The organism is Thiohalocapsa sp. ML1 (genome assembly GCF_001469165.1).
GTDB lineage: Bacteria > Pseudomonadota > Gammaproteobacteria > Chromatiales > Chromatiaceae > Thiohalocapsa.
This window is the reverse complement of record NZ_JABX01000043.1, coordinates 30,618-51,815: the sequence shown is the minus strand read 5'-3', so window position 1 is coordinate 51,815 and position 21,198 is coordinate 30,618. Positions and strand designations below refer to the sequence as shown.

General features: G+C 68.1%; 16 protein-coding genes. 8 read left to right on the top strand and 8 right to left on the bottom strand.

Annotated features, from left to right (window positions below; genetic code table 11):
* The 3 genes from ML01_RS29750 to ML01_RS21440 form a co-directional block, all read left to right on the top strand.
* A partial coding sequence (locus ML01_RS29750; protein WP_254045347.1) for a DUF6399 domain-containing protein occupies positions 1–416 on the top strand: 416 nt, incomplete at its 5' end.
* Positions 417–1,013: 597 nt separating this feature from the next.
* Complete coding sequence (locus ML01_RS21445) at positions 1,014–1,907, top strand: DUF2887 domain-containing protein (protein ID WP_058557429.1); 894 nt, start codon at positions 1,014–1,016, stop codon at positions 1,905–1,907.
* Between the two features lie 33 nt (positions 1,908–1,940).
* Positions 1,941–2,336 carry a DUF2887 domain-containing protein gene (locus ML01_RS21440; RefSeq protein WP_058557428.1) on the top strand — a complete coding sequence of 132 codons (396 nt, stop codon included), beginning with the start codon at positions 1,941–1,943 and terminating at the stop codon, positions 2,334–2,336.
* A gap of 197 nt (positions 2,337–2,533) precedes the next feature.
* Here ML01_RS21440 and ML01_RS21435 read toward each other — a convergent pair whose 3' ends face one another.
* The 3 genes from ML01_RS21435 to ML01_RS21425 all read right to left on the bottom strand — a co-directional run bounded on the left by ML01_RS21435 (position 2,534) and on the right by ML01_RS21425 (position 7,349).
* Positions 2,534–5,950, bottom strand: a complete 3,417-nt coding sequence (locus tag ML01_RS21435; protein WP_058557427.1) for a DUF2126 domain-containing protein — start codon at positions 5,948–5,950, stop codon at positions 2,534–2,536.
* Positions 5,951–6,424: 474 nt separating this feature from the next.
* Positions 6,425–6,865 (bottom strand): DUF805 domain-containing protein, encoded by a 441-nt coding sequence (locus ML01_RS21430; RefSeq protein ID WP_058557426.1) that lies wholly within the window; start codon positions 6,863–6,865, stop codon positions 6,425–6,427.
* A gap of 76 nt (positions 6,866–6,941) precedes the next feature.
* Positions 6,942–7,349, bottom strand: a complete 408-nt coding sequence (locus tag ML01_RS21425) for a bacteriohemerythrin (RefSeq protein WP_082674519.1) — start codon at positions 7,347–7,349, stop codon at positions 6,942–6,944.
* 135 nt (positions 7,350–7,484) lie between these two features.
* Here ML01_RS21425 and ML01_RS21420 point away from each other — a divergent pair, with 135 nt between their 5' ends.
* The 5 genes from ML01_RS21420 (at position 7,485) to ML01_RS21400 (ending at position 14,511) form a co-directional block, all read left to right on the top strand.
* Complete coding sequence (locus ML01_RS21420) at positions 7,485–11,009, top strand: acyl-[ACP]--phospholipid O-acyltransferase (RefSeq protein ID WP_058557424.1); 3,525 nt, start codon at positions 7,485–7,487, stop codon at positions 11,007–11,009.
* A gap of 11 nt (positions 11,010–11,020) precedes the next feature.
* The gene (locus ML01_RS21415; RefSeq protein ID WP_058557423.1) at positions 11,021–11,455 is read left to right on the top strand and encodes a hypothetical protein; all 435 of its coding nucleotides are present in this window, start codon (positions 11,021–11,023) and stop codon (positions 11,453–11,455) included.
* 16 nt (positions 11,456–11,471) lie between these two features.
* Positions 11,472–12,584: a cell division protein ZapE gene (zapE, locus tag ML01_RS21410; protein ID WP_058557422.1), complete on the top strand. Its 1,113-nt coding sequence runs from the start codon at positions 11,472–11,474 to the stop codon at positions 12,582–12,584.
* A 563-nt stretch (positions 12,585–13,147) separates the two neighbouring features.
* A complete protein-coding gene (locus tag ML01_RS21405) occupies positions 13,148–13,459 on the top strand; it encodes an RNA-binding protein (protein WP_058557421.1) in 312 nt (103 codons plus the stop codon).
* 845 nt (positions 13,460–14,304) lie between these two features.
* Entirely contained in the window at positions 14,305–14,511 is a 207-nt protein-coding gene (locus ML01_RS21400) for a Trm112 family protein (protein WP_058557438.1), read from the top strand.
* Between the two features lie 373 nt (positions 14,512–14,884).
* Here ML01_RS21400 and ML01_RS21395 read toward each other — a convergent pair whose 3' ends face one another.
* From ML01_RS21395 to ML01_RS21375, 5 genes are all read right to left on the bottom strand, one after another.
* The gene (locus ML01_RS21395) at positions 14,885–16,477 is read right to left on the bottom strand and encodes a long-chain fatty acid--CoA ligase (protein ID WP_254045346.1); all 1,593 of its coding nucleotides are present in this window, start codon (positions 16,475–16,477) and stop codon (positions 14,885–14,887) included.
* Between the two features lie 16 nt (positions 16,478–16,493).
* On the bottom strand, positions 16,494–17,951 hold the full coding sequence (gene hemN, locus ML01_RS21390) for an oxygen-independent coproporphyrinogen III oxidase (protein ID WP_082674520.1): 1,458 nt from the start codon (positions 17,949–17,951) through the stop codon (positions 16,494–16,496).
* A 157-nt stretch (positions 17,952–18,108) separates the two neighbouring features.
* The gene (gene prmB, locus ML01_RS21385; protein WP_058557420.1) at positions 18,109–19,044 is read right to left on the bottom strand and encodes a 50S ribosomal protein L3 N(5)-glutamine methyltransferase; all 936 of its coding nucleotides are present in this window, start codon (positions 19,042–19,044) and stop codon (positions 18,109–18,111) included.
* Positions 19,045–19,293: 249 nt separating this feature from the next.
* Entirely contained in the window at positions 19,294–20,721 is a 1,428-nt protein-coding gene (locus ML01_RS21380; protein ID WP_156427896.1) for a hypothetical protein, read from the bottom strand.
* A 48-nt stretch (positions 20,722–20,769) separates the two neighbouring features.
* A complete protein-coding gene (locus tag ML01_RS21375; protein WP_058557418.1) occupies positions 20,770–21,045 on the bottom strand; it encodes a hypothetical protein in 276 nt (91 codons plus the stop codon).
* Between the last annotated feature and the right edge of the window lie 153 nt (positions 21,046–21,198).

Below are 21,198 nucleotides of genomic sequence, written 5' to 3'. Positions count from 1 at the left end.
CCACCGTGCAGCAGCGCATTGAGGCACTGAACTTGGCGCCGGACATCGAACCGGCCGTCCTCGGACAACTGATCCCGGCGCTCGACACCGACACGCGCGCATCTATCGAGCAGGTCGCCGGCGATTGCGCCGACCTGTTTCAGCGCTCCAGCTCCGCGGTGGAGGGCCGCAACGGCCAGCTCTCGCTCCATCACCACGGCCGTCATCGCCTCAGCGATCGCAAGCTCGCCGCGCTCACCGCCGTGCACAACTTCCACATCCACCGCCCCGACGGCACCACCGCCGCCGAGCGCTTCTTCGGTCGCGCGCCGCCGCCGCTGTTCGAGCAGCTCATCGCGCGCATGCCGCTGCCGCCGCGCCCGCGCCGACGACGACCGCCGACCGCCGACCGCCGACGCCAAAGGTGCCCTACCTGACTCCGCTGGCCGCATGACCGGGGGGTGGACGGAGTTATGATCAAGGCCCTTGCGCGCACTTCTCAGGCGGCAGCACAAGTTGGACGGGCGACACGGACACTCCCACGAAGATCATCAACGATGGCCAAATGCCTTCTTCGCGGACCACCGGCTGTTCTCCCTGACGACAGCCCATGCGTATGCGAGCCGATCTCGTTGAAGACCCAACCGACTGGAGAGCCGTATGCGGGAGAACCGCACGTACGGTTCGGAGGGAGGGGAAGCGCAAGCCTTCCCTACCCCTATCAGCCCCACGCTGATCGTCACCGCCGCCCACTGATCGTCACGGCGCTCCAGCGCCGTGACGCATCGAGCGCCGCTCCAGCGGCGCGTGATCGCGGCAGCAACCGAGCGACCCGGCGTCGCCACGGGGCGCTGGAGCGCCCGGGGATGCGCGACGACGCCGGAGCGTCGTCGCGATCATCCGAGTGCCGTAGGATGGGTAGAGCAAAGCGAAACCCATCAATCAGCCCGCAGCGGTGGATGCGCTGCGCTTATCCACCGTACCGGCCAAACGCCCCTACCGGCCAACCCGCCCTTGGGCGGATAATCGACGGCATGAAGACCGACGAGCCCATCTACACGCTGCTCTCCACCGGCGCCGAGGCATTCCGGGTTCTGACCGGCGGCCTGCGGCTGAGGGGGCCGTATCGATTCCACTCCGTCACATTCAAGGCCCTGGAACGCCGCGCCGACGGCGTCTTCGAGCCGCAGACCGCAGGCGCGCCCACCCATGTCGTCGAGTTTCAGGCCCAGCGGGTGCAGCGGGCCTGGTACAACCTGCTCACCAAGGTCGGCCTGCTCGGCGAGGAGCACCCGGACACCGATGTCCGCGGCATCCTGATCTTTCTGCACGAAAAGGACGACCCTGGCCTGCCGCGCGGCATCGCCGGCGGCGACTCGCCGTTCACGGCGGTGTATCTGAACCGCTTCCTGCCGGCGCTGCTGGAACAGGAGCCCGACAACCCCTTTGTCGCCGTCCTGGCGCCGCTGGTGATCGAGCGCGACGAGGTGCTCAAGGCCCAAGCGCCCCGGCTCTGGCAGGCGATCCAGTCCGCCCCCATCCCCGAGCCGGTCCGCGACCGGCTCGCGGAGGTGCTGCAATTCTGGCTGTTCGAACGCTTTACCGCTCTCACCGCGGAGGAGATCCTGAAGATGATTACCCATCTGACCCCATTGGAAGAGACCCGCGCGTACCGAGACATCTTCAGTCGAGGCAAAGCCGAGGGCGAGAAAAAGGGCAAAGCCGAAGGCGAAGCCCTAGGCGAGGTGCAGGGCAAGGCCAAGGCCCTGCTGCGCCAACTGCGCCGACGCTTCGGCGCCGTGCCGGACTGGGCCGAGCAACGCATCGGTGCCGCCTCGACCGAGCAGCTCGACGCCTGGCTCGACGGCATCTTCGACGCCGACGGTATCGTCGGCCTGATCGGCCCGGCGGATCAGCCCCAGGGCTGAGATCGCGCCCCGGCCGGGCGGATAGTCGACGGCATGAAGACCGACGAGCCCATCTACACGCTGCTCTCCACCGGCGCCGAGGCGTTCCGGGTTCTGACCGGCGGCCTGCGGCTCCGGGGGCCGTATCGATTCCACTCCGTCACATTCAAGGCCCTGGAACGCCGCGCCGACGGCGTCTTCGAGCCGCAGGCAGGAGACGCGCCCACCCATGTCGTCGAGTTTCAGGCCCAGCGGGTGCAGCGGGCCTGGTACAACCTGCTCACCAAGGTCGGCCTGCTCGGCGAGGAGCACCCGGACACCGATGTTCGCGGCATCCTGATCTTTCTGCACGAAAAGGACGACCCTGGCCTGCCGCGCGGCATCGCCGGCGGCGACTCGCCGTTCACGGCGGTGTATCTGAACCGCTTCCTGCCCCCTGTGTCAGGCTAGTTGTCGCCTCCACCTGGTAGGACTGTAACCGCAACCGGGGGCGAAGACGAGAGAACCGTGCCGAGATACTGACCGGCCGGCGAGACGCCGGCCGTCCCAGTTGCCGGCAAAGACGCCGGCGCTCCCGGTCCCGCCGCCGCGTGCGGGCCTGGGGGTGCGGCACCCTAGCCCCTAGCCCCCAGCACCTAGCCCCTCTCCTAACAGCCAGGCGTCCACCGCAAATCCAGCGTATACGGATGCTCTCCGGCCGGCTCTTCCGCCGGCGGGTCGATGTCGCCGGGGGTGTGGCCGAGGACGCGGAAGCGGGCGATGCGCCGGCTCTCGGCCTCGTAGCTGTTGACCGGGAAGCGCTCTTCGGCCCGGCCGCCGGGGTGATCGACGTAGTAGGTGCAGCCGCCGAGGCTGGCGCGGTTCCAGAGGTCCACCAGGTCGAACGTGAGCGGGTTGTGGCGCGGGATGGTGGGGTGCAGGCCCGACGGCGGCGCCCAGGCCTTGAAGCGGATGCCGGCGACGTATTCGCCGCGCCGCCCGGTGGGCCGCAGCGGCACGCGCCGCCCGTTGCAGGTGAGCGCGTGACGCTCGCCGAGCATGCCGTCCACCTTGACCTGCATGCGCTCGACGGAGCTGTCGACGAAGCGCGAGGTGCCCTGCGCGGTGACCTCTTCGCCGAGCACGTGCCAGGGCTCGATGGCGCCGCGCAGCTCCATGCGCACGCCGTTGGCGGCGATCATGTCGCCGTAGTGCGGGAAGCGGAACTCGAAGAAGGGATCGAACCAGGCGGAATCGAAGGGATAGCCCGCGCGCTGCAGGTCGCAGATGACGTCCTGGAAGTCCTGCCGGGCGAAGTGCGGGAGCAGGAAACGGTCATGCAGCTCGGTGCCCCAGCGCACCGGCGCTCGCCGGTAGGGTTCCTTCCAGAAGCGGGCGACGAGGGTGCGCAGCAGGAGGATTTGCGCGAGGCTCATGCGCGCGTGCGGCGGCATCTCGAAGGCGCGGAACTCCACCAGCCCTTGGCGCCCGCTGGCGGAGTCGGGCGAGTAGAGCTTGTCGATGCAGAACTCGGTGCGATGGGTGTTGCCGGTCACGTCCACCAAGAGGTTGCGCAGCACCCGGTCCACGATCCATGGCTGGGGGACGCTCCCCTGCGGCATCTGCTGGAAGGCGATGGCGAGCTCATACAGGCTGTCGTCGCGGGCCTCATCGACGCGCGGCGCCTGGCTGGTGGGGCCGATGAAGGTGCCGGAGAACAGATACGACAGGCTCGGGTGGTGCTGCCAGAAGCTGATGAGGCTCTGCACCAGATCGGGGCGGCGCAGCAGCGGGCTGTCCGCCGGGGTCGGGCCGCCGAGGGTGACGTGGTTGCCGCCGCCGGTGCCGGTGTGGCGGCCGTCGAGCATGAACTTCTCGGTGCCCAGGCGCGTGAGCCTGGCCTCTTCGTAGAGGATCTCGGTGTCGCGCACCAGCTCGTCCCAACTGTAGGCCGGGTGGACGTTGACCTCGATGACGCCGGGGTCCGGCGTCACGGCGAGCTTGTTGATGCGATGGTCCCGCGGCGGCTCGTAGCCCTCGACGATGATCTTGAGGCCCGTGTCGGCGGCGGTGTCTTCCAGACTGTGCACGAGATCGAGCCAGTGCTCGATGTGCGTCAGCGGCGGCATGAAGCAGTAGAGCCGCCCCTCGCGCACCTCGATGCAGAGCGCCGTGCGCACGAGCTGCGGCGGATAGTCGTCCGGCAGGGTCAACTGCTCCGAGAGCGGCTGGCGATGGTCCTCGGCGAGCGCTGCGCGGCCGTAGCGCCGGGCGGTCTGGTCCGGGCGCGGACCCTGCTCTTGGAAGGGCTCGCGCGGCTGGTCGGGCTCGGTGATGCGCCCGTAGCGGCGCGCGATCTCGTCGCCTTTGGCGTCGTAGCGGGCGGCGAGCGGCGGCACGGGCTCGAAGGGGTCGCGCTCCGGATGGGTGTCGAGCTCCGCCTCCGGCACATAGGGCAGCGCGTCCAGCGGCAGCCGGAAGCCCATGGGCGAGTCGCCGGGGATCAAGAACAGGTTGCCGTCGCGCAGCGTCCACTTGCCGCTGACCCAGCCGCCGCCCTGCTCGCGCGTCGGCAGGCCGGCCCAACGCAGCGGCAGCGCGTAGCCGACGGTGTGGTCGAGTCCCTGGCTGAAGATGCGTGCGACGCGGGCGCGCTCGACGGGGTCCTTGAGCTTGCTGTCGAGGGGGTTCACGTTGACCGGCAGCCGGGCCTCTTTCCACAGGTAATAGAACACGTCCTCGTGGGCGGGCTCGGCGTGCTCCGGCTTGACGCTGAGCTTGGTCGCCAGCGTGCGGATGAAGCGCTCGGCGTCGGGCGGCTCTAGGCCGTCGCTCTCATGCTCGTTGCCGAACAGCGCCTCGTCGGTCCAGATGGGCTCGCCGTCCTTGCGCCAGTAGCACGACAGCGCCCAGCGCGGCAGTTGCTCGCCCGGGTACCACTTGCCCTGGCCGATGTGCAGCATGCCGCCGGGCGCGAAGCGGCGCCGCAGGCGCAGCAGCAGATCCTCGGCCAGCAGCTTCTTGGTCGGCCCGAGTGCCGCGATGTTCCATTCCGCGCCTTCCATGTCGTCGATGGAGACGAAGGTGGGCTCGCCGCCCATGGTGAGCCGGACGTCGTTTTCGGTCAGCTCCGCGTCGATCTGGTGGCCCAAGCCCTCGATGGCCGCCCACTGCTCATCGGTGTAGGGCTTGGTGACGCGCGGGTCCTCGTGGATGCGCTTGACGCGGTTGTGGAAGTAGAAGGTGACGTCGCACTTGTCCGTGGCCCCGGTGATGGGGGCCGCCGAGATCGGGTCCGGCGTGCAGGCGAGCGGGATGTGGCCCTCGCCGGCGAACAGGCCGGAGGTGGGGTCGAGCCCAATCCAGCCGGCGCCGGGCACGTAGACCTCGGCCCAGGCGTGCAGGTCGGTGAAGTCGCGCTCCGGACCGCTCGGGCCGTCGAGCGCCTTCACGTCCGGCGTGAGCTGCACCAGATAGCCGGAGACGAAGCGTGCGGCGAGGCCCAAATGCCTGAGGATCTGCACCAGGAGCCAGCCCGTGTCCCGGCAGCTACCGCGGCCGAGCTTGAGCGTCTCCTCGCAGGTCTGCACGCCGGGCTCCATGCGGATGACGTAGCCGATGTCCTCGTTCAGCCGCTTGTTGAGATCGACGAGGAAGTACACCGTCTCCCGCGAGGTCCGATCGACGCCGGACAGCCACTTCTTCAGCAGCGCGCCGTTCTCCTTCACCTCCAGGTAGGGCCCGAGCTCCTTGGTGAGCTGGTGGTCGTACTTGAAGGGCCAATTGAAGGCGTACTCGTCGATGAAGAAGTCGAACGGGTTGATGGTCACCATCTCGGCGATGACGTCCACTTCCACGGACAGCATCCGTGCCGGCTCCGGGAACACGAGTCGTGCAAGATAGTTGCCGAACGGGTCCTGCTGCCAGTTGATGAAGTGCTGCTCCGGCTCGATGCGCAGCGAGTAGGAGCGGATCGGCGTGCGGCAGTGTGCCGCCGGGCGCAACCGAACGGTGTGCGGCCCGAGGTTCACCGAGCGGTCGAAGCGGTATTCGGTCTTATGGTTCAGCGCGACGAGGATGGACATGCTGTGCTGGCTCCGGGACAGCAGGGAGGATATGGCGAGTAGGCGCGTACTCTAGCGCCCCAGCGCGCTGCGGTGCAGCAAGAAAAGTGCCTTTCGTACCGAGTACGGCGGTGCGGCCTGCCGCAGCCGCCGACGCTGCACCAACGGCGGTGCGTTGCCCGTGGCGACGGCGGACGGTTGCGTCGTTTTGGGGCGGGTTGGGTTTGCGTGGATTATTTGGAAACGTGAGCGTTGCTTCGGCTGGTAGGGCGGTGCTTCCGAGCATCCGACGCGGGCATTGAGCCCGCGTCGGATGCGGCCGACTGAAGTCGGCGCACCCGGGAGGGGCCGACTGAAGTCGGCGCACCCGGGAGGGGCCGACTGAAGTCGGCGTACCCGGGAGGGGCCGACTGAAGTCGGCGTACCCGGGAGGGGCCGACTGAAGTCGGCGTACCCGGGAGGGGCCGACTGAAGTCGGCGTACCCAGGGCGGCGATTACCGGCGTGCCGGGGGGCGGAAGGCGTCGCTCGGCACCAGCAGCAGCACCGCGAGCATGACGAGGCTGAGCAGGCCGCTCAGCAAGCCGCCGCCCGCGGGGGCGAGCAGCCCGGCGAGCACCAGCCAGCCCAGAACGATGAGCCACGCCGACGACAACCCCGTGTCGCGCAGGCGCTTCGCCATGATGTTGAGCTGCCCGAGCAGCAGCAGCGCGAACAGCGCGGACACCGCAAGCACGCCGATCTCGCCCAGGCTGCCGACCGGCGCCAGCTCGTCGGACAGCGGCTCCCCGCCCGCCATGCGCCCGGCGGCACCGATGCCGGCACCGATGCCGAAGGCGAGCACCATCGCGATCAGGACCAGCACGAGGTACCAGCCGAGAAACGGCAACTGCTGCAAGCGGCCGCGCAGGATGTCGCCCCAGAGTGCGTTGAACATAGGCTGGAATCTCCGTGATCGGCGGGTGCAGCGCACCGGGCGTCGTCACGCACCGGCAGCACGAGTATGGGTCATGTCATTCTGCCGCGCCGCAGATGACGCGGCGATAGTAGGCGCCGAAGCGCCGGTCCTCCGCGACCACGTGGTTGAAGAACCAGTGGCGGATCGCGGCGCGGTCGTCGGCGCTCAAGCCCTGCGCCGCACGGGCGACGGTCCGGCGCAGATCGATGAGCTCGGCCAGTTGCATCGTGTGCTCGCGGATGTGCTCCTCCGCGAGCGGATAGTCGATGGCCCGCAGGAACACATTCTCGGTCTCGAAGTGCCGACGCAGATGCGCGAGCAGCGTATCGAGCCGCGCGCCCACGGCGATGTCATCGCCCGGGTCGAGTAGCCGGTTGATCAGTCGCACCAGCTCGCGATGCTGGTCGTCCAGCAACCCGACGCCGGTGGCATAGGATTCTCGCCACACTAGTGCTTCGCTCATCGTGCTCGCCTCCGCTGCCGCCGTATCGGCGCCGCCGCCACTGTTGTCTACACCGGGCGGCCGCGGGTTGCAACGCAAGGGATAGAATGCGGGCGCCAGAGCCCGATCCCCGACCGCGCCCGCAGAGGCCCGCCGATGACCACGCTGACCCGGATGCCAGGATTCCTGCCCTTCGTCGCGGTGGTGTTCCTGAATAGCTTTGTCGATCTCGGGCACAAGATCATCATCCAGAACACCCTGTTCAAGGCCTACGACGGGCCGGAGCAGATCTGGCTCACGGCGCTCGTCAACGCGCTGATCCTGTTGCCGTTCATCCTGCTGTTCACGCCCTCGGGCTGGCTCGCGGACCGCTGGCCGAAGAATCGCGTCATGCGCCTCTCGGCCTGGGTCGCCGTCGGCATCACGCTCGGCATCACGCTCTGCTACTACCTCGGGCTGTTCTGGCCCGCCTTCGTCATGACCTTCGTGCTCGCGTTGCAGAGCGCGATCTACTCGCCGTCGAAGTTCGGCTACATCAAGGAGCTGTGCGGCACCGAGGCGCTGACGCCGGCCAATGCCTGGGTGCAGGCGAGCTCCAGCATCGCCATCCTCGCCGGCATCCTGAGCTTTTCGGTGCTGTTCGAGATGCTGCTCGCCGGCCCCGCCGGCGAGATCGGCGGCACCGGGCTCGCGCCCGACGAGATCCTGCGCCGCGTCGCCCCGGTGGGCTGGTTCCTGGTGCTCGGCTCGCTGGTGGAGGTGGCCATGGCCTACCGGCTGCCGGACAAGCGCCCGGGCGACCCGGCCCTGCGCTTCCATTGGGGCCAGTACCTGAGCGGGCGCTATCTCCGGCACAACCTGCACGCGGCCTGGGACAACCAGGTGATCTGGCTCTCGATCATCGGCCTGGGCGTGTTCTGGGGCATTTCGCAGGTGCTGCTCGCGGCCTTTCCGGCCTTCGTCGAGGACAACCTGGGCGAGACCAACACCGTGGTCATTCAGGGCGTCATGGCGTTTGCCGGCATCGGCATCATCGTCGGCGCGGCCATCGCCGGGCGCATCGCCCGCGACCACGTCGAGACGGGCCTGATCCCGTTCAGCGCGCTCGGCATCGCGGCGACGCTGTTCGTGCTGCCCATGATCGGCGTGACCTGGCTGCACGGGCTCAACTTCATGGCGCTCGGGCTCCTGGCCGGCATGTTCATCGTGCCGCTGAATGCGCTGATCCAGTTCAACGCCGGCGAGCGCGAGCTGGGCCGCGTGCTGGCCGCGAAGAACTTCATCCTGAACTGGATCATGCTCGGCGGCCTCATCGTCACCGTCGCCTCGGCGCTGGCGGACGCGGGCAGCCGCGCGATCATGGTGGCGCTGGCCGTGGTCGCCCTGGTCGGCGCCGTCTACACGGTGCTGCAGTTGCCGCAATCGCTGATGCGGTTCTTCATCGGCCGGGTCATGGCGACGCGCTACCGGCTGTCGGTGATCGGCCTCGACAACCTGCCGGCACAGGGCGGCGTGCTGATGCTCGGCAACCACATCAGTTGGATCGACTGGGCCATGGTGCAGATGGCGAGCCCGCGTCCGGTGCGCTTCGTCATGGAGCGGGTCATCTACGAGCGCTGGTGGCTCAAGTGGTTCCTGGACGTCTTCGGCGTCGTGCCGATCTCCCGCGCCGGCAGCCGCGATGCGCTGAATGCCGTGACCGATCTCATCAACCAGGGCCAGGTGGTGTGCGTGTTCCCGGAAGGCACGCTGAGCAAGAACGCGCAGCTCGGCGAGTTCAAGCGCGGCTTCGAACTGGCCGCCGCGGGCGCCGACGGCGTCATCCTGCCGTTTTATCTGCGCGGGCTCTGGGGCAGCCGGTTTTCCAACGCCAGCGAGAAGCTGAAGGAGAGCCGCCGCGGGCGCGTGCGCGACGTCATCGTCGCCTTCGGCGCGCCGCTGCCCATCACCAGCAACGCGCAGCGCGTGAAGCAGGCGGTGTTCGAGCTGTCGGTGAGCTCCTGGGCCGAGCACGTGCGCACGCTGCCGACGCTGCCCGCGGCCTGGCTCGCCGTCGCGCGACAGCGGCTCGGCGCGCCGATGGTGCTGGACTCCACCGGCGCCGCACTCACCAATCGCCGCCTCATCGCCGCCGTGCTGCTGTTCGCGCGCGCCATCGCCCGGCGCTGCCCGGAGCAGAACGTCGGCATTCTGCTGCCCGCCTCCAGCGCCGGCGTCATCGCGAACCTGGCCGGCTGGCTCGCCGGCAAGACCGTCGTCAACCTCAACTACACGGCGAGTCCCGACGCCCTGCAGACCGCGCTCGCGAGCGCCGGCATCCGGCACGTGGTCACGGCAGAGCGCTTTCTGCGCAAGCTCGGCCAGCGCGGCATCGACGCCGAGGCGCTGCTCGCCGGGGCGACGCTGCATCGGATGGAGGACATCCGCGCCGGCATCGGCCGCGCGCAGGGGCTCGGCGCGCTCGCCGCCGGCATGCTGCTGCCGACCTGGCTCCTGCTGCTGCTCTACGGCCACCGCAGGCACCCGGAGGACACCGCCGCGATCCTGTTCTCCTCCGGCAGCGAGGGTGCGCCGAAGGGCGTGGAGCTGACGCACCGCAACATTCTCGCGAACGTGCGGCAGATCGCGGACGTGCTAAACACCGAAACCGACGACCTGATGCTGTCCAACCTGCCGCTGTTCCACGCCTTCGGTCTCACGGCGACCACCGCGCTGCCGCTGCTGGAGGGCATCCCGATGGTCTGTCACCCGGACCCCACCGATGCCGTCGGCAGCGCCAAGGCCATCGCCCGCTACCGCGCCACGGTGCTGTGCAGCACGTCCACGTTTCTGCGTCTGTATGTCAAGAACCGCAAGGTGCACCCGCTGATGCTGGAGAGCCTGCGACTCGTCGTCGCCGGCGCCGAGCGCCTGTCGCCGGACGTGCGCGACGCCTTTGCGGTGAAGTTCGGCAAGCGCATCTACGAGGGCTACGGCGCCACCGAAACCACGCCGGTGGCGAGCGTGAACGTGCCGGACGCCATTGAGCTCGCCAACTGGAAGGTGCAGACAGGCAGCCGAGCCGGCAGTGTCGGCATGCCGCTGCCGGGCACGAGCTTCCGCATCGTGGACCCGGCGACGCTCGCCCCGCTGCCCACCGGCACGGACGGCCTGATCCTGATCGGCGGCGTGCAGGTCATGAAGGGCTACCTCAACGACCCCGAGCGCACCGCGGCGGCCGTCGTTGAGCTGGACGGCCAGCGCTGGTACAAGACCGGCGACCAAGGCCACCTGGACGCGGACGGCTTCCTCACCATCGTCGATCGCTATTCGCGCTTCGCGAAACTCGGCGGCGAGATGGTCAGCTTGGGCGTCGTCGAGGCGGCGACCCGCGAGGCCCTGGGCGAGCCCGAGCTGGAGCTCTGCGCCGTCGCACTGCCGGACCCAAAGAAGGGCGAGCGCGTGGTGCTGCTCATCGCACAGGGCGCCGACCCCGAGCGCGTGCGCGGCCGGCTCATCGACGCCGGCATGAGCCCGCTCCTGCTGCCTGCCGCCATCATCGGCGTCGACGCGGTACCGAAGCTCGGCAGTGGCAAGACCGACTTTGCCGCGGCCAAGCGCGTGGCGCTGAGCGCCGTCGAGACGCCCGCTGCCGACGCGCTTGCCACGCCCGCCGACGCCGTCGCCGGACCACATCCCTGAGACCTACCCGAATGCGCAACTCCCGAAGACTCCTGACCGCCGCCACCCTGACCGCCACCCTGACCGCCACCCTGCTCGCCGGCGGCTGCGGCGAAGACCCCCTCGGCCCCGGCAACCGCATGGCCGTGCTCGCGTTCGGCAAGTGCCTGCACGCGCAGGCGCTGCAGCTTGCGGACAACGCCATCGCTACCGGCAGCGCCGAGAACATCTACCGCGGACTCGCGCTCAAGGTCGCGATCCTGCGCGACCTAGGCGACACCGTCAGCGCCGAGGCCCTGTACCCGCAGCTCGAGCAGGCCTGGGAGGCCGCCGAGGAGCGGACGCTGACCGAGTACCGGCGCGAGCGCGACATCGGGCTCTTCATCGACGTGGCCCGCGCCGAGCGCCAGGTGCAGGGCATGAACGCCGACTGCTCGGACGTGCCCGACGTGCCGGTGCCGGAATGACCGCCAACGCCCACCCATGACCCCGGGCGCCGGCTATCGGGCCGCGCTGGATGCCGGACGCATGGACCCGGACCCGGCCCAGCGGCGCGCCGTCGCGGTGCTGGACGAGCTGCACGCGGCGCTCGGCGCCGCCGACGCGAACCGGGCTGCCGACGGCGGCGCGGTGCGGCGCTGGGGCCGCCGCCTGCTCGGGCGCGCCGACGCCGCGACACCGGTGCCCGGGCTCTACCTCTGGGGCGGGGTCGGGCGCGGCAAGACCTGGCTCATGGACCTGTTCTTTGCGGCGCTGCCGCTGACAGCGAAGCGGCGCGTGCACTTTCATCGCTTCATGCAGGAGCTGCACGCGGAGCTCCGCCGCGTCGCCGGCCAGCGCGACCCGCTGGAGCCCATCGGCGCCAAGCTGGCCGCGGAGGCGCGGGTCCTGTGCCTGGACGAGATGCAGGTCAACGACATCGCCGACGCGATGCTGATGGCGGGCCTGCTGGAGACGCTGTTTCGGCACGGCGTCACGCTGGTGACCACCTCCAACGTGCCCCCGGACGGGCTCTACCGCGCCGGCCTGCAGCGCCAGCGCTTCCTGCCCGCCATCGCGCTGCTGGAGCGCCACTGCCGCGTGCTGGAGCTGGACAGCCCCACCGACTATCGGCTGCGGCAATTGGCGCAGGCGTCGGTCTACCGCATGCCGGCGGGCGCCGCGGCCGACACGGACCTCGCGCGGGCGTTCGCCGCGCTGACGACGGGCAGCGCCGGCTCTCGCGAGCCGATCGTCGTGAACGACCGCCCCATCCCCGTCGTGGCCCGGGACGCGGGCGTCGCCTGGCTAGACTTCGACGTGCTCTGCAACATCCCGCGCTCGAAGAACGACTATGTTGAGCTCGCCCGATGCTTCCACACCGTACTGCTGGCCAACCTGCGGCCACTGGATGACGAGCAGAGCGACCGCGTCCATCGCCTGGTGACGCTCATCGATGCCCTCTACGACCGCTCCTGCAAGCTCATCTGCAGCGCCGACGCCGCGCCGGATGCGCTCTACCGTGGGCGGGACATGGCCTTCGCCTTCGAGCGCACCAAAAGCCGGCTCGTGGAGATGCAGACAGAGCAATACCTCGCCCGGCCGCACCTCGGCTGAGGCGCCTGATCAGCACCGGCGCCCTCGGCCTCGGCACCCCGCCGATGCCGGCGTGGTCCGCTGCCGCCGCGCAGGCAGCATCGAAACTGCGCAAGCTTGCGGAGAAATCCCGAACCGTCAGCGCCCACCCCGCCCGATCGAATCGTCTTTCTTCGCTTCTGCGACCAGTGTATGCTCCCAACCCACTGATGCAAGGCGCCCTCTGCTGAGTCCGTCCTTTGGCTCGACCTTGATCGAATGATGCCCGGCCGACGCTTCGCCCTTGGAGTCGCAATCCCCGCCAACGCCAACTCCCGGACAGTGGCGCGGCCGGGGCATGAGCGCCTCACATCAACGCAATGGCCGAGCCGTGGCGACAAGTCGCTGCCGGCTCGACACGCGCGACATCACCTCCGGGTGCATGCACGTGCGGCGGCAGGACGCCCACCTGGGTCAGTGCGATCGCTCGCACCGCCCACCAGTGCCGGTACCACGATCCCGGCTGGAACCGCAGCGCGATTTGCGCATCGGCCGTGCGGCGGTTTCCTTTTCTACGATGCGTGCTTTCTCATGAGACGAGCTCGATGAATATCTATGTTGGCAACCTGCCCTACAGCGTGACCCAGGAAGACCTGCGCGAAGCCTTTGCCGCCTTCGGGCAGGTGGACAGCGCGAACTTGATCACCGACAAGTTCACCGGCGAATCGAAGGGCTTCGGCTTCGTCGAAATGCCCGACAACAGCGAGGCGGATGCGGCGATCAAGGCGCTGAACGACCAACCGTTGAAGGGCCGGCCGCTGCGCGTGAACCAGGCCAAGCCGCGCAGCGAGCGTGGTGGCAGCGGTGGTGGTGGTGGTGGCGACCGCGGCGGCCGTGGTGGCCGCGGCGGCTGGTGATGTGACCCGGCGCGCCGCAGGCGCGCCCTAGGCCACGCCGCCGGCGCGGCCGAAAAAAAGGCCGGCATGCGTTGCATGCCGGCCAAATTGTTGCTGTTCTCATACCGCGGCAGCGCCCCGTCCGGATCAGCAGTCGATGGATGCCGTCTCCAAGCGGCCCGTCCGACGGCCGGGCCGCGTCCTGTAGATGGGGCTGCGGCGATGCAACCTTGCCAGCCCCCGAAGCGTCCAGCGAGTTACCCTAGTGCGTCTCTTGGCGGCCTTCGTACGCTCTGCAGCCTCGCTGGAAACCCCTTCTTGGCATCTTGCCGAATCGTCTCCTGCGCCGTCCGCTGCCGGGGCGTTCGCACTCGATCGAGGGTCCTGAAGGCGGGGAGCTGCAATCACCGCCTCGCTGTCCAATACGCAGATTCCGGACCAGAAAATCCCCTATATGAAAGATCAGGGAGTTATGCCGACTTGTCCGGGTTTGGGAGGGTAGATTTGCAAATTGCGACGCAATGCGCGTCGCGCGTCCACGCCCTTTCCGTCGGGCGGCGGAAAAATGTGCCCATCTGCGTCACCATTGAACCAAGGGCCGAGGGCCGAGGGCCGAGGCGGGCTCCCTTGGCCCCTGGTTCTCGGCCCTTTTTCCCTCAAGCGCCGTGTCGTCGTTCAGCCGTCGGGTGTTCCGGGCTGCCGCCGCACGCCCCTTCGTCCGAGCGGGACGTTGCCCGACCTTGCGTCCAATCGGGCGGAACGCTGCTTGCACCGAACGGGGCTCGGCTGCCGGCAGAAAAGCCCTTAGACTTGCGCGCTCTGGCCCACCACGATGTGGCCCATGCAACCCCGGAGACCGCCCGATGCTGAACAAGAAACTGCTGGACATCTTGGTTTGCCCCGTCACGAAGGGGCCCCTCGTCTACGACCGCGAGGCACAGGAACTGATCTCGGTGGCGGCCCGCCTTGCCTACCCCATCGTCGACGATATCCCGGCGTTGATCGAGGCAGACGCCCGGACCCTGAGCGAGGAAGAGGCAGAGCGTATCCGCAAGGCGCAATCGCCGCGGTGAGCACCGGTACCCTCCCGGGATCGAGTCAGCACAGCGAGACCTGACGTCAAGGGCATCAAAATTGCTGTCGAAATCGGGATCGAAATCGATATCGCTACCGGGATCGACACGACATGACACTAGCGAGGCGAAGCCTCAGACCGACCAGGACGCGGCGCGCATTTTGCGCTCTCCGGTCGTCGCCGCAGGTGAATCAGGGGCCAAGGGCCGAGGGCGAAGGAGGGCTCCCTTGGCCGTCGGCCCTTTTTCCCTCAAGCGCCTTGTCGTCGTGAAACTTGACTCATCTGCATGCATTTGGCGCCGTCACGCAGTCTAGGTACGGCGATGAGAGGCGCGATGTCGATACCGATTTCGATGAAGACGGCAAGAAGCCCTAACCGACGCCCCGCTCCGCTTCACCGCCGCGCCGCAGCTCCCGCTTCAGGATCTTGCCCGTGGCGTTCTTCGGCAGCGCATCCAGCACCTCGAAGCGCCGCGGGATCTCATGGCTGCCCAGGTGCTCGCGGCACCAGGCCTTAAGCGCGGCGGTGTCGATGGCCAGCCCAGGGGCCGCGGTGACATAGGCCACCGGGATCTCGCCATGGCTGCGGTGCGGCTCGCCCACAACGGCGACCTCGGCAACGCTCGGATGGCGGATCAACACCTCTTCGATGATGCGCGGATAGACGTTGATGCCGTTGCTGATGACCAGATCCTTGATCCGGTCAACGAGGTAGAAGTAGCCGTCGGCGTCGCGCCAGCCGAGATCACCGGTGCGGAACCAGTCATCAAAGAAGGCCTGCGCCGTCTCCTCCGGCAGGTTCCAGTAGCCACGCATGACGGCGGGGCTCTTCACGCACACCTCGCCGTACTTGCCGTCGGACAGCGTGTTGCCGTCCGCATCGGCGATGCGCATCTGGACGCCCGCGATGGGCGGGCCGATGGAGCCCAGCTTGCGCGGCCCATCCGGCGGGTTCACGGCCGTCACCGGGCCGCATTCGGTGGGCCCGTCGCCCTCCAGGATCGGCACGCCGAAGCGCGCCTCGAAGGCCTCCAGCAGCGCCACCGGCATCGCCGCCCCACCGGAGATCGCAAGCCGGACGGACTTCCAGGCGGCCAGCCTGTCGTCGCCGAGACGCAGCAGCACGGCATACAGGCTCGGCACGCCCAGAAAGATGGTAGCGTGGTGCAGCTTGATGGCCTGGGTGATGGCCTGCGGGTCGAACCGGGGCACCGGCACGATGGCAGCACCGGCCAGGAGCGGCATCAGCACGCCGACGGTGCCGGCGAAGGCGTGGAACATCGGCAGCACCACCAGCACCCGGTCCACGCCCGGCTTGACGCCGAGGGTGCGGGCGACGGCGAGCGCGTTCGCGGCCAGGTTCCCGTGGGTCAGCACCGCGCCCTTGGGTCGGCCGGTGGTCCCGGAGGTGTAGAGGATCAGCGCATCGTCGGCCGGACCGAGTGCGAGCGACGGTGCTGGCGCCGGTTGCACCAGCTCGTGCAGGTGGCAGCCGACCAGCGGCACGTCGTCGTCGAAGCCGATGCCGATGCGCAGGCTCAGGTCCGGCGCATCCGCCAGCGCGCTCGCCGCGGTATCGGCCAGCGCCGCGTGGATGAAGATCGCCCGCGTGCCGCTGTCGCGCAGCATGAAGGCGATCTCGCGCGGGTTCAGCAGCAGGTTGACGGGCACGACGATGGCGCCCGCCTTGAGGCAACCGAGATAGGCCACGACGAAATCGGCGCCGTTCGGGCAGTACAGCGCGACGCGCTCGCCGGGTGCGACGCCGCGCTCGGCCAGCCCGGCGGCAACGCCGTCGGTGGCGATGTCGAGCGCGGAGAAGGTCCAAATAGGCGCATCGGCAAAGACCGCCGCGCGCTCCGGATGCCCCCGCGCGGCAGCGCGGAACAGGCTGATCAGGTCACCGGGCGCGCCTGCATCGACGCCCGGCGCCGCAGTCGCTGGCGGCGCTGACTCGCTGTTCACGACGTGATGATCCAGGTCAGATGACCTTCGAGAAGCCCACCGGGCCCTGCTTGGCGTCCAGGTAGGCGTCGAAGGCCATACAGATGTTGCGGATCAGGAAGCGCCCCTTCGGCGCCACGCCGATGCCGGCCTCGTCCACGCCGAGCAGGCCATCGCGCTCCATGCCGTCGAGCTTCGCCAGGCTCTTGCCGAAATAGTCGTGGAAGTCGATGTCCCAGCGGCGCTCCACATCGGCGAAATCGAGCCGGAAATGGCAGATGAGCCGGGTGATGACGTCGCGGCGGATCTCGTCGTCGCGGTTCAGCTCGATGCCGCGGAACACGGGCAGCCGGCCCGCGTCGATGTCCGCGTAGTAGGCATCGAGCTCACGCCGGTTCTGGCCGTAGGTGTTGGCGACCTTGCCGATGGATGTGACGCCGAGGCCGATGAGGTCGCAGTCCGCGTGCGTCGAATAGCCCTGGAAGTTGCGGTACAGCGTGCCGTCGCGCTGGGCGCGGGCGAGCTCGTCGTCGGGGCGTGCGAAGTGGTCCATGCCGATATAGAGCCAGCCGGCCTCCGTGAGACGCCGCGTGGTGGCCTCCAGGATCTCAAGCTTGACCTCCGGCGGCGGCAGCTCCGCCTCGTTGATGCGCCGCTGCGGCATGAAGCGGGTCGGCAGGTGGGCGTAGTTGAACACCGAGAGCCGATCCGGCGCCACGGCGATGATCCGCTCCACCGTGTCCATGAAGCTCTCGGCGGTCTGTAACGGCAGGCCGTAGATCAGGTCGATGCTGATGGAGCGGAAACCCTCGGCGCGCGCCGCTTCCAGCACCGCCATGGTTTCGTCTTCCGTCTGGATGCGGTTGACGGCCTTCTGCACCTTGGGGTCGAAGTCCTGCACGCCGAGACTCATGCGGTTGAAGCCGATCTCGCGCAGCAGCTTCACCGTGTCGCCACCCGCCTCGCGCGGGTCGATCTCGATGGAGTACTCGCCGTGCTCGTCGTCGGCAAGCCGGAACGCGCGGCGCGTCTGCGCCATCAGCGCGCGCATCTGGTCCTGGCTCATGAAGGTGGGCGTGCCGCCGCCCCAGTGCAGTTGCTCGACGATACGCGCGTCATCGAACAGCGCCGACTGCATGTCGAGCTCCCGATAGACTCGCTCCAGGTAAGGCTCCACCAAGGTGCGGTCCTTGGTAGCGATCTTGTTGCAGGCGCAGTAGAAGCAGACCGTGTCGCAGAACGGGATATGGAAATACAGCGACAACGGCCGCCCGCTGGCGTTGGTCTCGCGGCAGACCTCGGCATAACGGGCGGCGTCGAAGGCCGGGTCGAACTCCACCGCGGTCGGGTACGACGTGTAGCGCGGGCCGCTCTGGTCGTAGCGCTTGATCAGGTCTAGGTCGAAGACGGTGTGCTGATCGCGCCCGGCGTCGGCGGCTGGCTCGCTGCCGATGGCCTGGCTGCCGGCGGCGCTGGATATGGGGTCGTCAAGCATCATCATCCTCCATCGAGCCCGCGGCGGTGGGTCTCGTTGATTTGTTTCAGCAGGGTCTGGAAGGGGACCGCGTCCGCGCAACGATCGAACGAGTCCATGCGGGACGGGTCCTCACGGACGACACGGCAAGCGCCCTCGCTCGGTGCTCGGCGAAGGCTCACAGCGCGGCCACCGCTTGCGCAAACTGGTCATGGTGAGCGGCCAACGCGGCGTGGTCCAGCAGGAACACGCCCTCCCCGCCGCGCTCAAAGTCGAGCCACACGAAGGGCACTGCGGGCAGTGCCGCGGCCAGGGCGCCCGCGCTGTTGCCGACCTCCACCACCAGGATGCCGTCGTCCGCGAGATAATCCGGCGCATCGCGCAGCATGCGCAGCACGAGATCGAGCCCCGTCTCGCCCGCCGCGAGCGCCAGTGGCGGCTCGTGCCGGTATTCGGGTGGCAGCGTCTCCATCTCGGCCCCAGCGACGTAGGGCGGATTTGAGACGATGATGTCATAGCCCTCGTCGTCGTCGCCGCCGATGCCGGCAAACAGGTCCGACTCCATGAGTCTGACCCGGTCCAGGAGGCCATGGCGCTCGCAATTGCGCCGCGCCACGGCCAGCGCCGCGGGCGAGACGTCCGCCAAGTCCACGATGACGTCGGGCAGATGCACGGCGGCGGCGATGCCGAGGCAGCCGCTGCCGGTGCAGAGGTCGAGCACACGCCCGATGCGCGCCGGATCGGCCCAGGGCGCAAAGCCCTGCTCAATGAGCTCCGCCAGCGGCGAGCGCGGGATCATCACCGCGTCGTCGACGGCGAACTCGAGCCCCGCGAAGCGCGTGCTGCCCGTGAGATAGGCCGCCGGGCGGCGCTCGTGGATGCGGCGCCGGAACAACCCCAGCACCGCCTCGCGCTCGGCGCCCGTCACGTGGCAGTGGCCGTATTCGGCCGCCAGATCGAACGGCAGGTGCAGCGCATGCGCCGTGAGCCAATGCGCCTCGTCGCGGGCGTTGTCGGTGCCGTGGCCGAAGAACAGACCCGCCGCGCTGAATCGGCTCGCGCCCCAGCGGACCAGATCGTCGATGGTGACCAGCACGTCGGTGTCGGCGGGCATGAACGGGACAGGGCTCGCGGGGTCGGCGGCAGCACTGGTCGCCCGCGGATGATAGGGTACGGGTGTCCGGCGCAGTTGAGCCGGAAGAATAGCACCAAAATCGCACCCGCTTCAGACACTCACCGGCGGGTTGACGAGGGTCATTTCCGCGGCACGGAAGGGGGAAGGGCCAAGGGCCAAGGCAGCCCGCCTCGGCCCTCGGCCCTCGGCCCTCGGCCCGATGCGCCGACGTGTGCCGCAGCGGCGCGATTACTCCGGGCTCTCGCCGAGCGTCTGATAATACTGGCGAATATCCTCGCCAATGGCGGCGGTGACCTTGTAGAAGACCTCGTGCGGGATACGGATCGCGCCCTGGCCCGTATCATCGCTGTGGGCGCAGGTCTCGGCAATCAGCCGGTAGAGATAATTGAGGACGAAGCGCGGCTGCCGCAGCTTGTCGAGTATGCCGAGCAGCTCGCTGCGCTGGATCGACACATCGAACAGCCGATCGAGCGGATAGGGCTCGCTGGGATCGGCGCGGCAGATCCGCAGGCGATCGGACATGACGTCGTAGAGCTGCTTGTCGCCCCAACGGAACGGATAGATGATCTTCTGTTTATCAAAGCGCGCGATATTGGCCTTTTCCGAGGAGGCCTTGCGTACGGACTCGTACAACTGACGCGGCAGCAACATCTTGAAGCTGAGATGCGGGTGCAACTGCAGAATGCGATTATTCCATAGCGGCCAAACGAAGGCCTCCATCTTGTCGCGGTCGCCGTTGATCAGCGACGGCTCGTCCACCTTGTCCATGACGACCACGATCTGGCGGTAGCCCAACGCCAAGACGCAGTCGATGAACTTGCTCAAGAACAGGCGTCGCATGTCATCGTCATCCCGCCAGCCCTTGCGCTTGACGTCCTGATCCTTGAGATAGCCGCGGGGTATGGCGGTCAGCGCCCGCTCGACATCGCGCGCATCGCGGTCCCGCACCACGATCTCGCGCGCCGCCGAGCGCGCAACCCCGCGGTAGAACATCGCCGAGCTGATCGGTCCCAGCCCGAGCGTAAAGACAGCGCCAAGGAATCCTTTGATGCCGCGGCCCATGCTGCTGAGAATGCCGCGGCGCAGCAGTTTCCGACTCAGTGCGGAGATGATGCGGTTGTAGCGATCCGGTGGTCCGCTGACATAGAAAGCCATCAACATCATCAGGTCATGACGCTGATAGCGCTCCAGATGATCCAGGGGGAGATCGGTCGTTTTCAGCTCAGATAGTAGAGACTCCATGCCGCAGACGAGTATCGCATCGAGGTGCTGAGCGAGCCGGAAGTCGTTCAGCGTCACCGCCGACGTGCGGTTGCGCTCCTGCTCCAGCTTGCGCTTGAACGCCTCTAGAAAGCCATTGAAGTCGTCGTAACTGAGCAGCAGTATCCGCTCGCCGTGGCCGCTGTTGTAGTGCCCGATGTTCTTTTCCAGCGCCAGCCGCAGCGCGGACTTGCCACTGCCCTTGACGCCGAAGATCATCGATGTCCCGCAGCCGGGCGGCTCACCGAAAAACTTGTCCCAAGCCTGATGATTGAAGGTGTAGCCCGACTCGTTCACTAGATCCTCGAAAACCTTGTCGTTCTGCGCCTCCTCTTCGATGAAAGGATTGCGGACAAGGCCGTGCGACCTCAGGAATTGCGCCATCGCAATAGACATGAAGGGACCTTCGTTGGCTTCGACGGGGCCGCGGTGAGATGGAGGCGGTCAGAGTTTCGGCGAATGCTCGATCAAAATGAAGAGGAGCACCGAGAACGACACCACCATGAGGATGGTCTTGAACATCAGCGGCTTCTGGGCAAACCTGTGGAGCCGTCGCTTCAGATCGCAGATGAAGCCGCCCTCGGGGGAATTGCGCATTTGACAAAGCCGCAGCGCATAGCGCGCAAGCAGACGGCGCGCCAGATCGAAAGCAGTGAACAAGAACGTGGCGAGCGCCAGGAGCGCCGCCACACCAAAGAGCCAATTCGGTAGATGCGCCATAGTACAAGTAAATCCCAGTTGCTTGGCCCGGTGCTGATATGGGGCGCGAGCCGACGGACCTTGTGGTCGCAGATCCGCCGCAGCCCCGCGACGTCCCCTCGATCAAGGCGCAAGCGCTGGTCCGGCGGCGCGCCGCAAACCGGGGCGGTACTC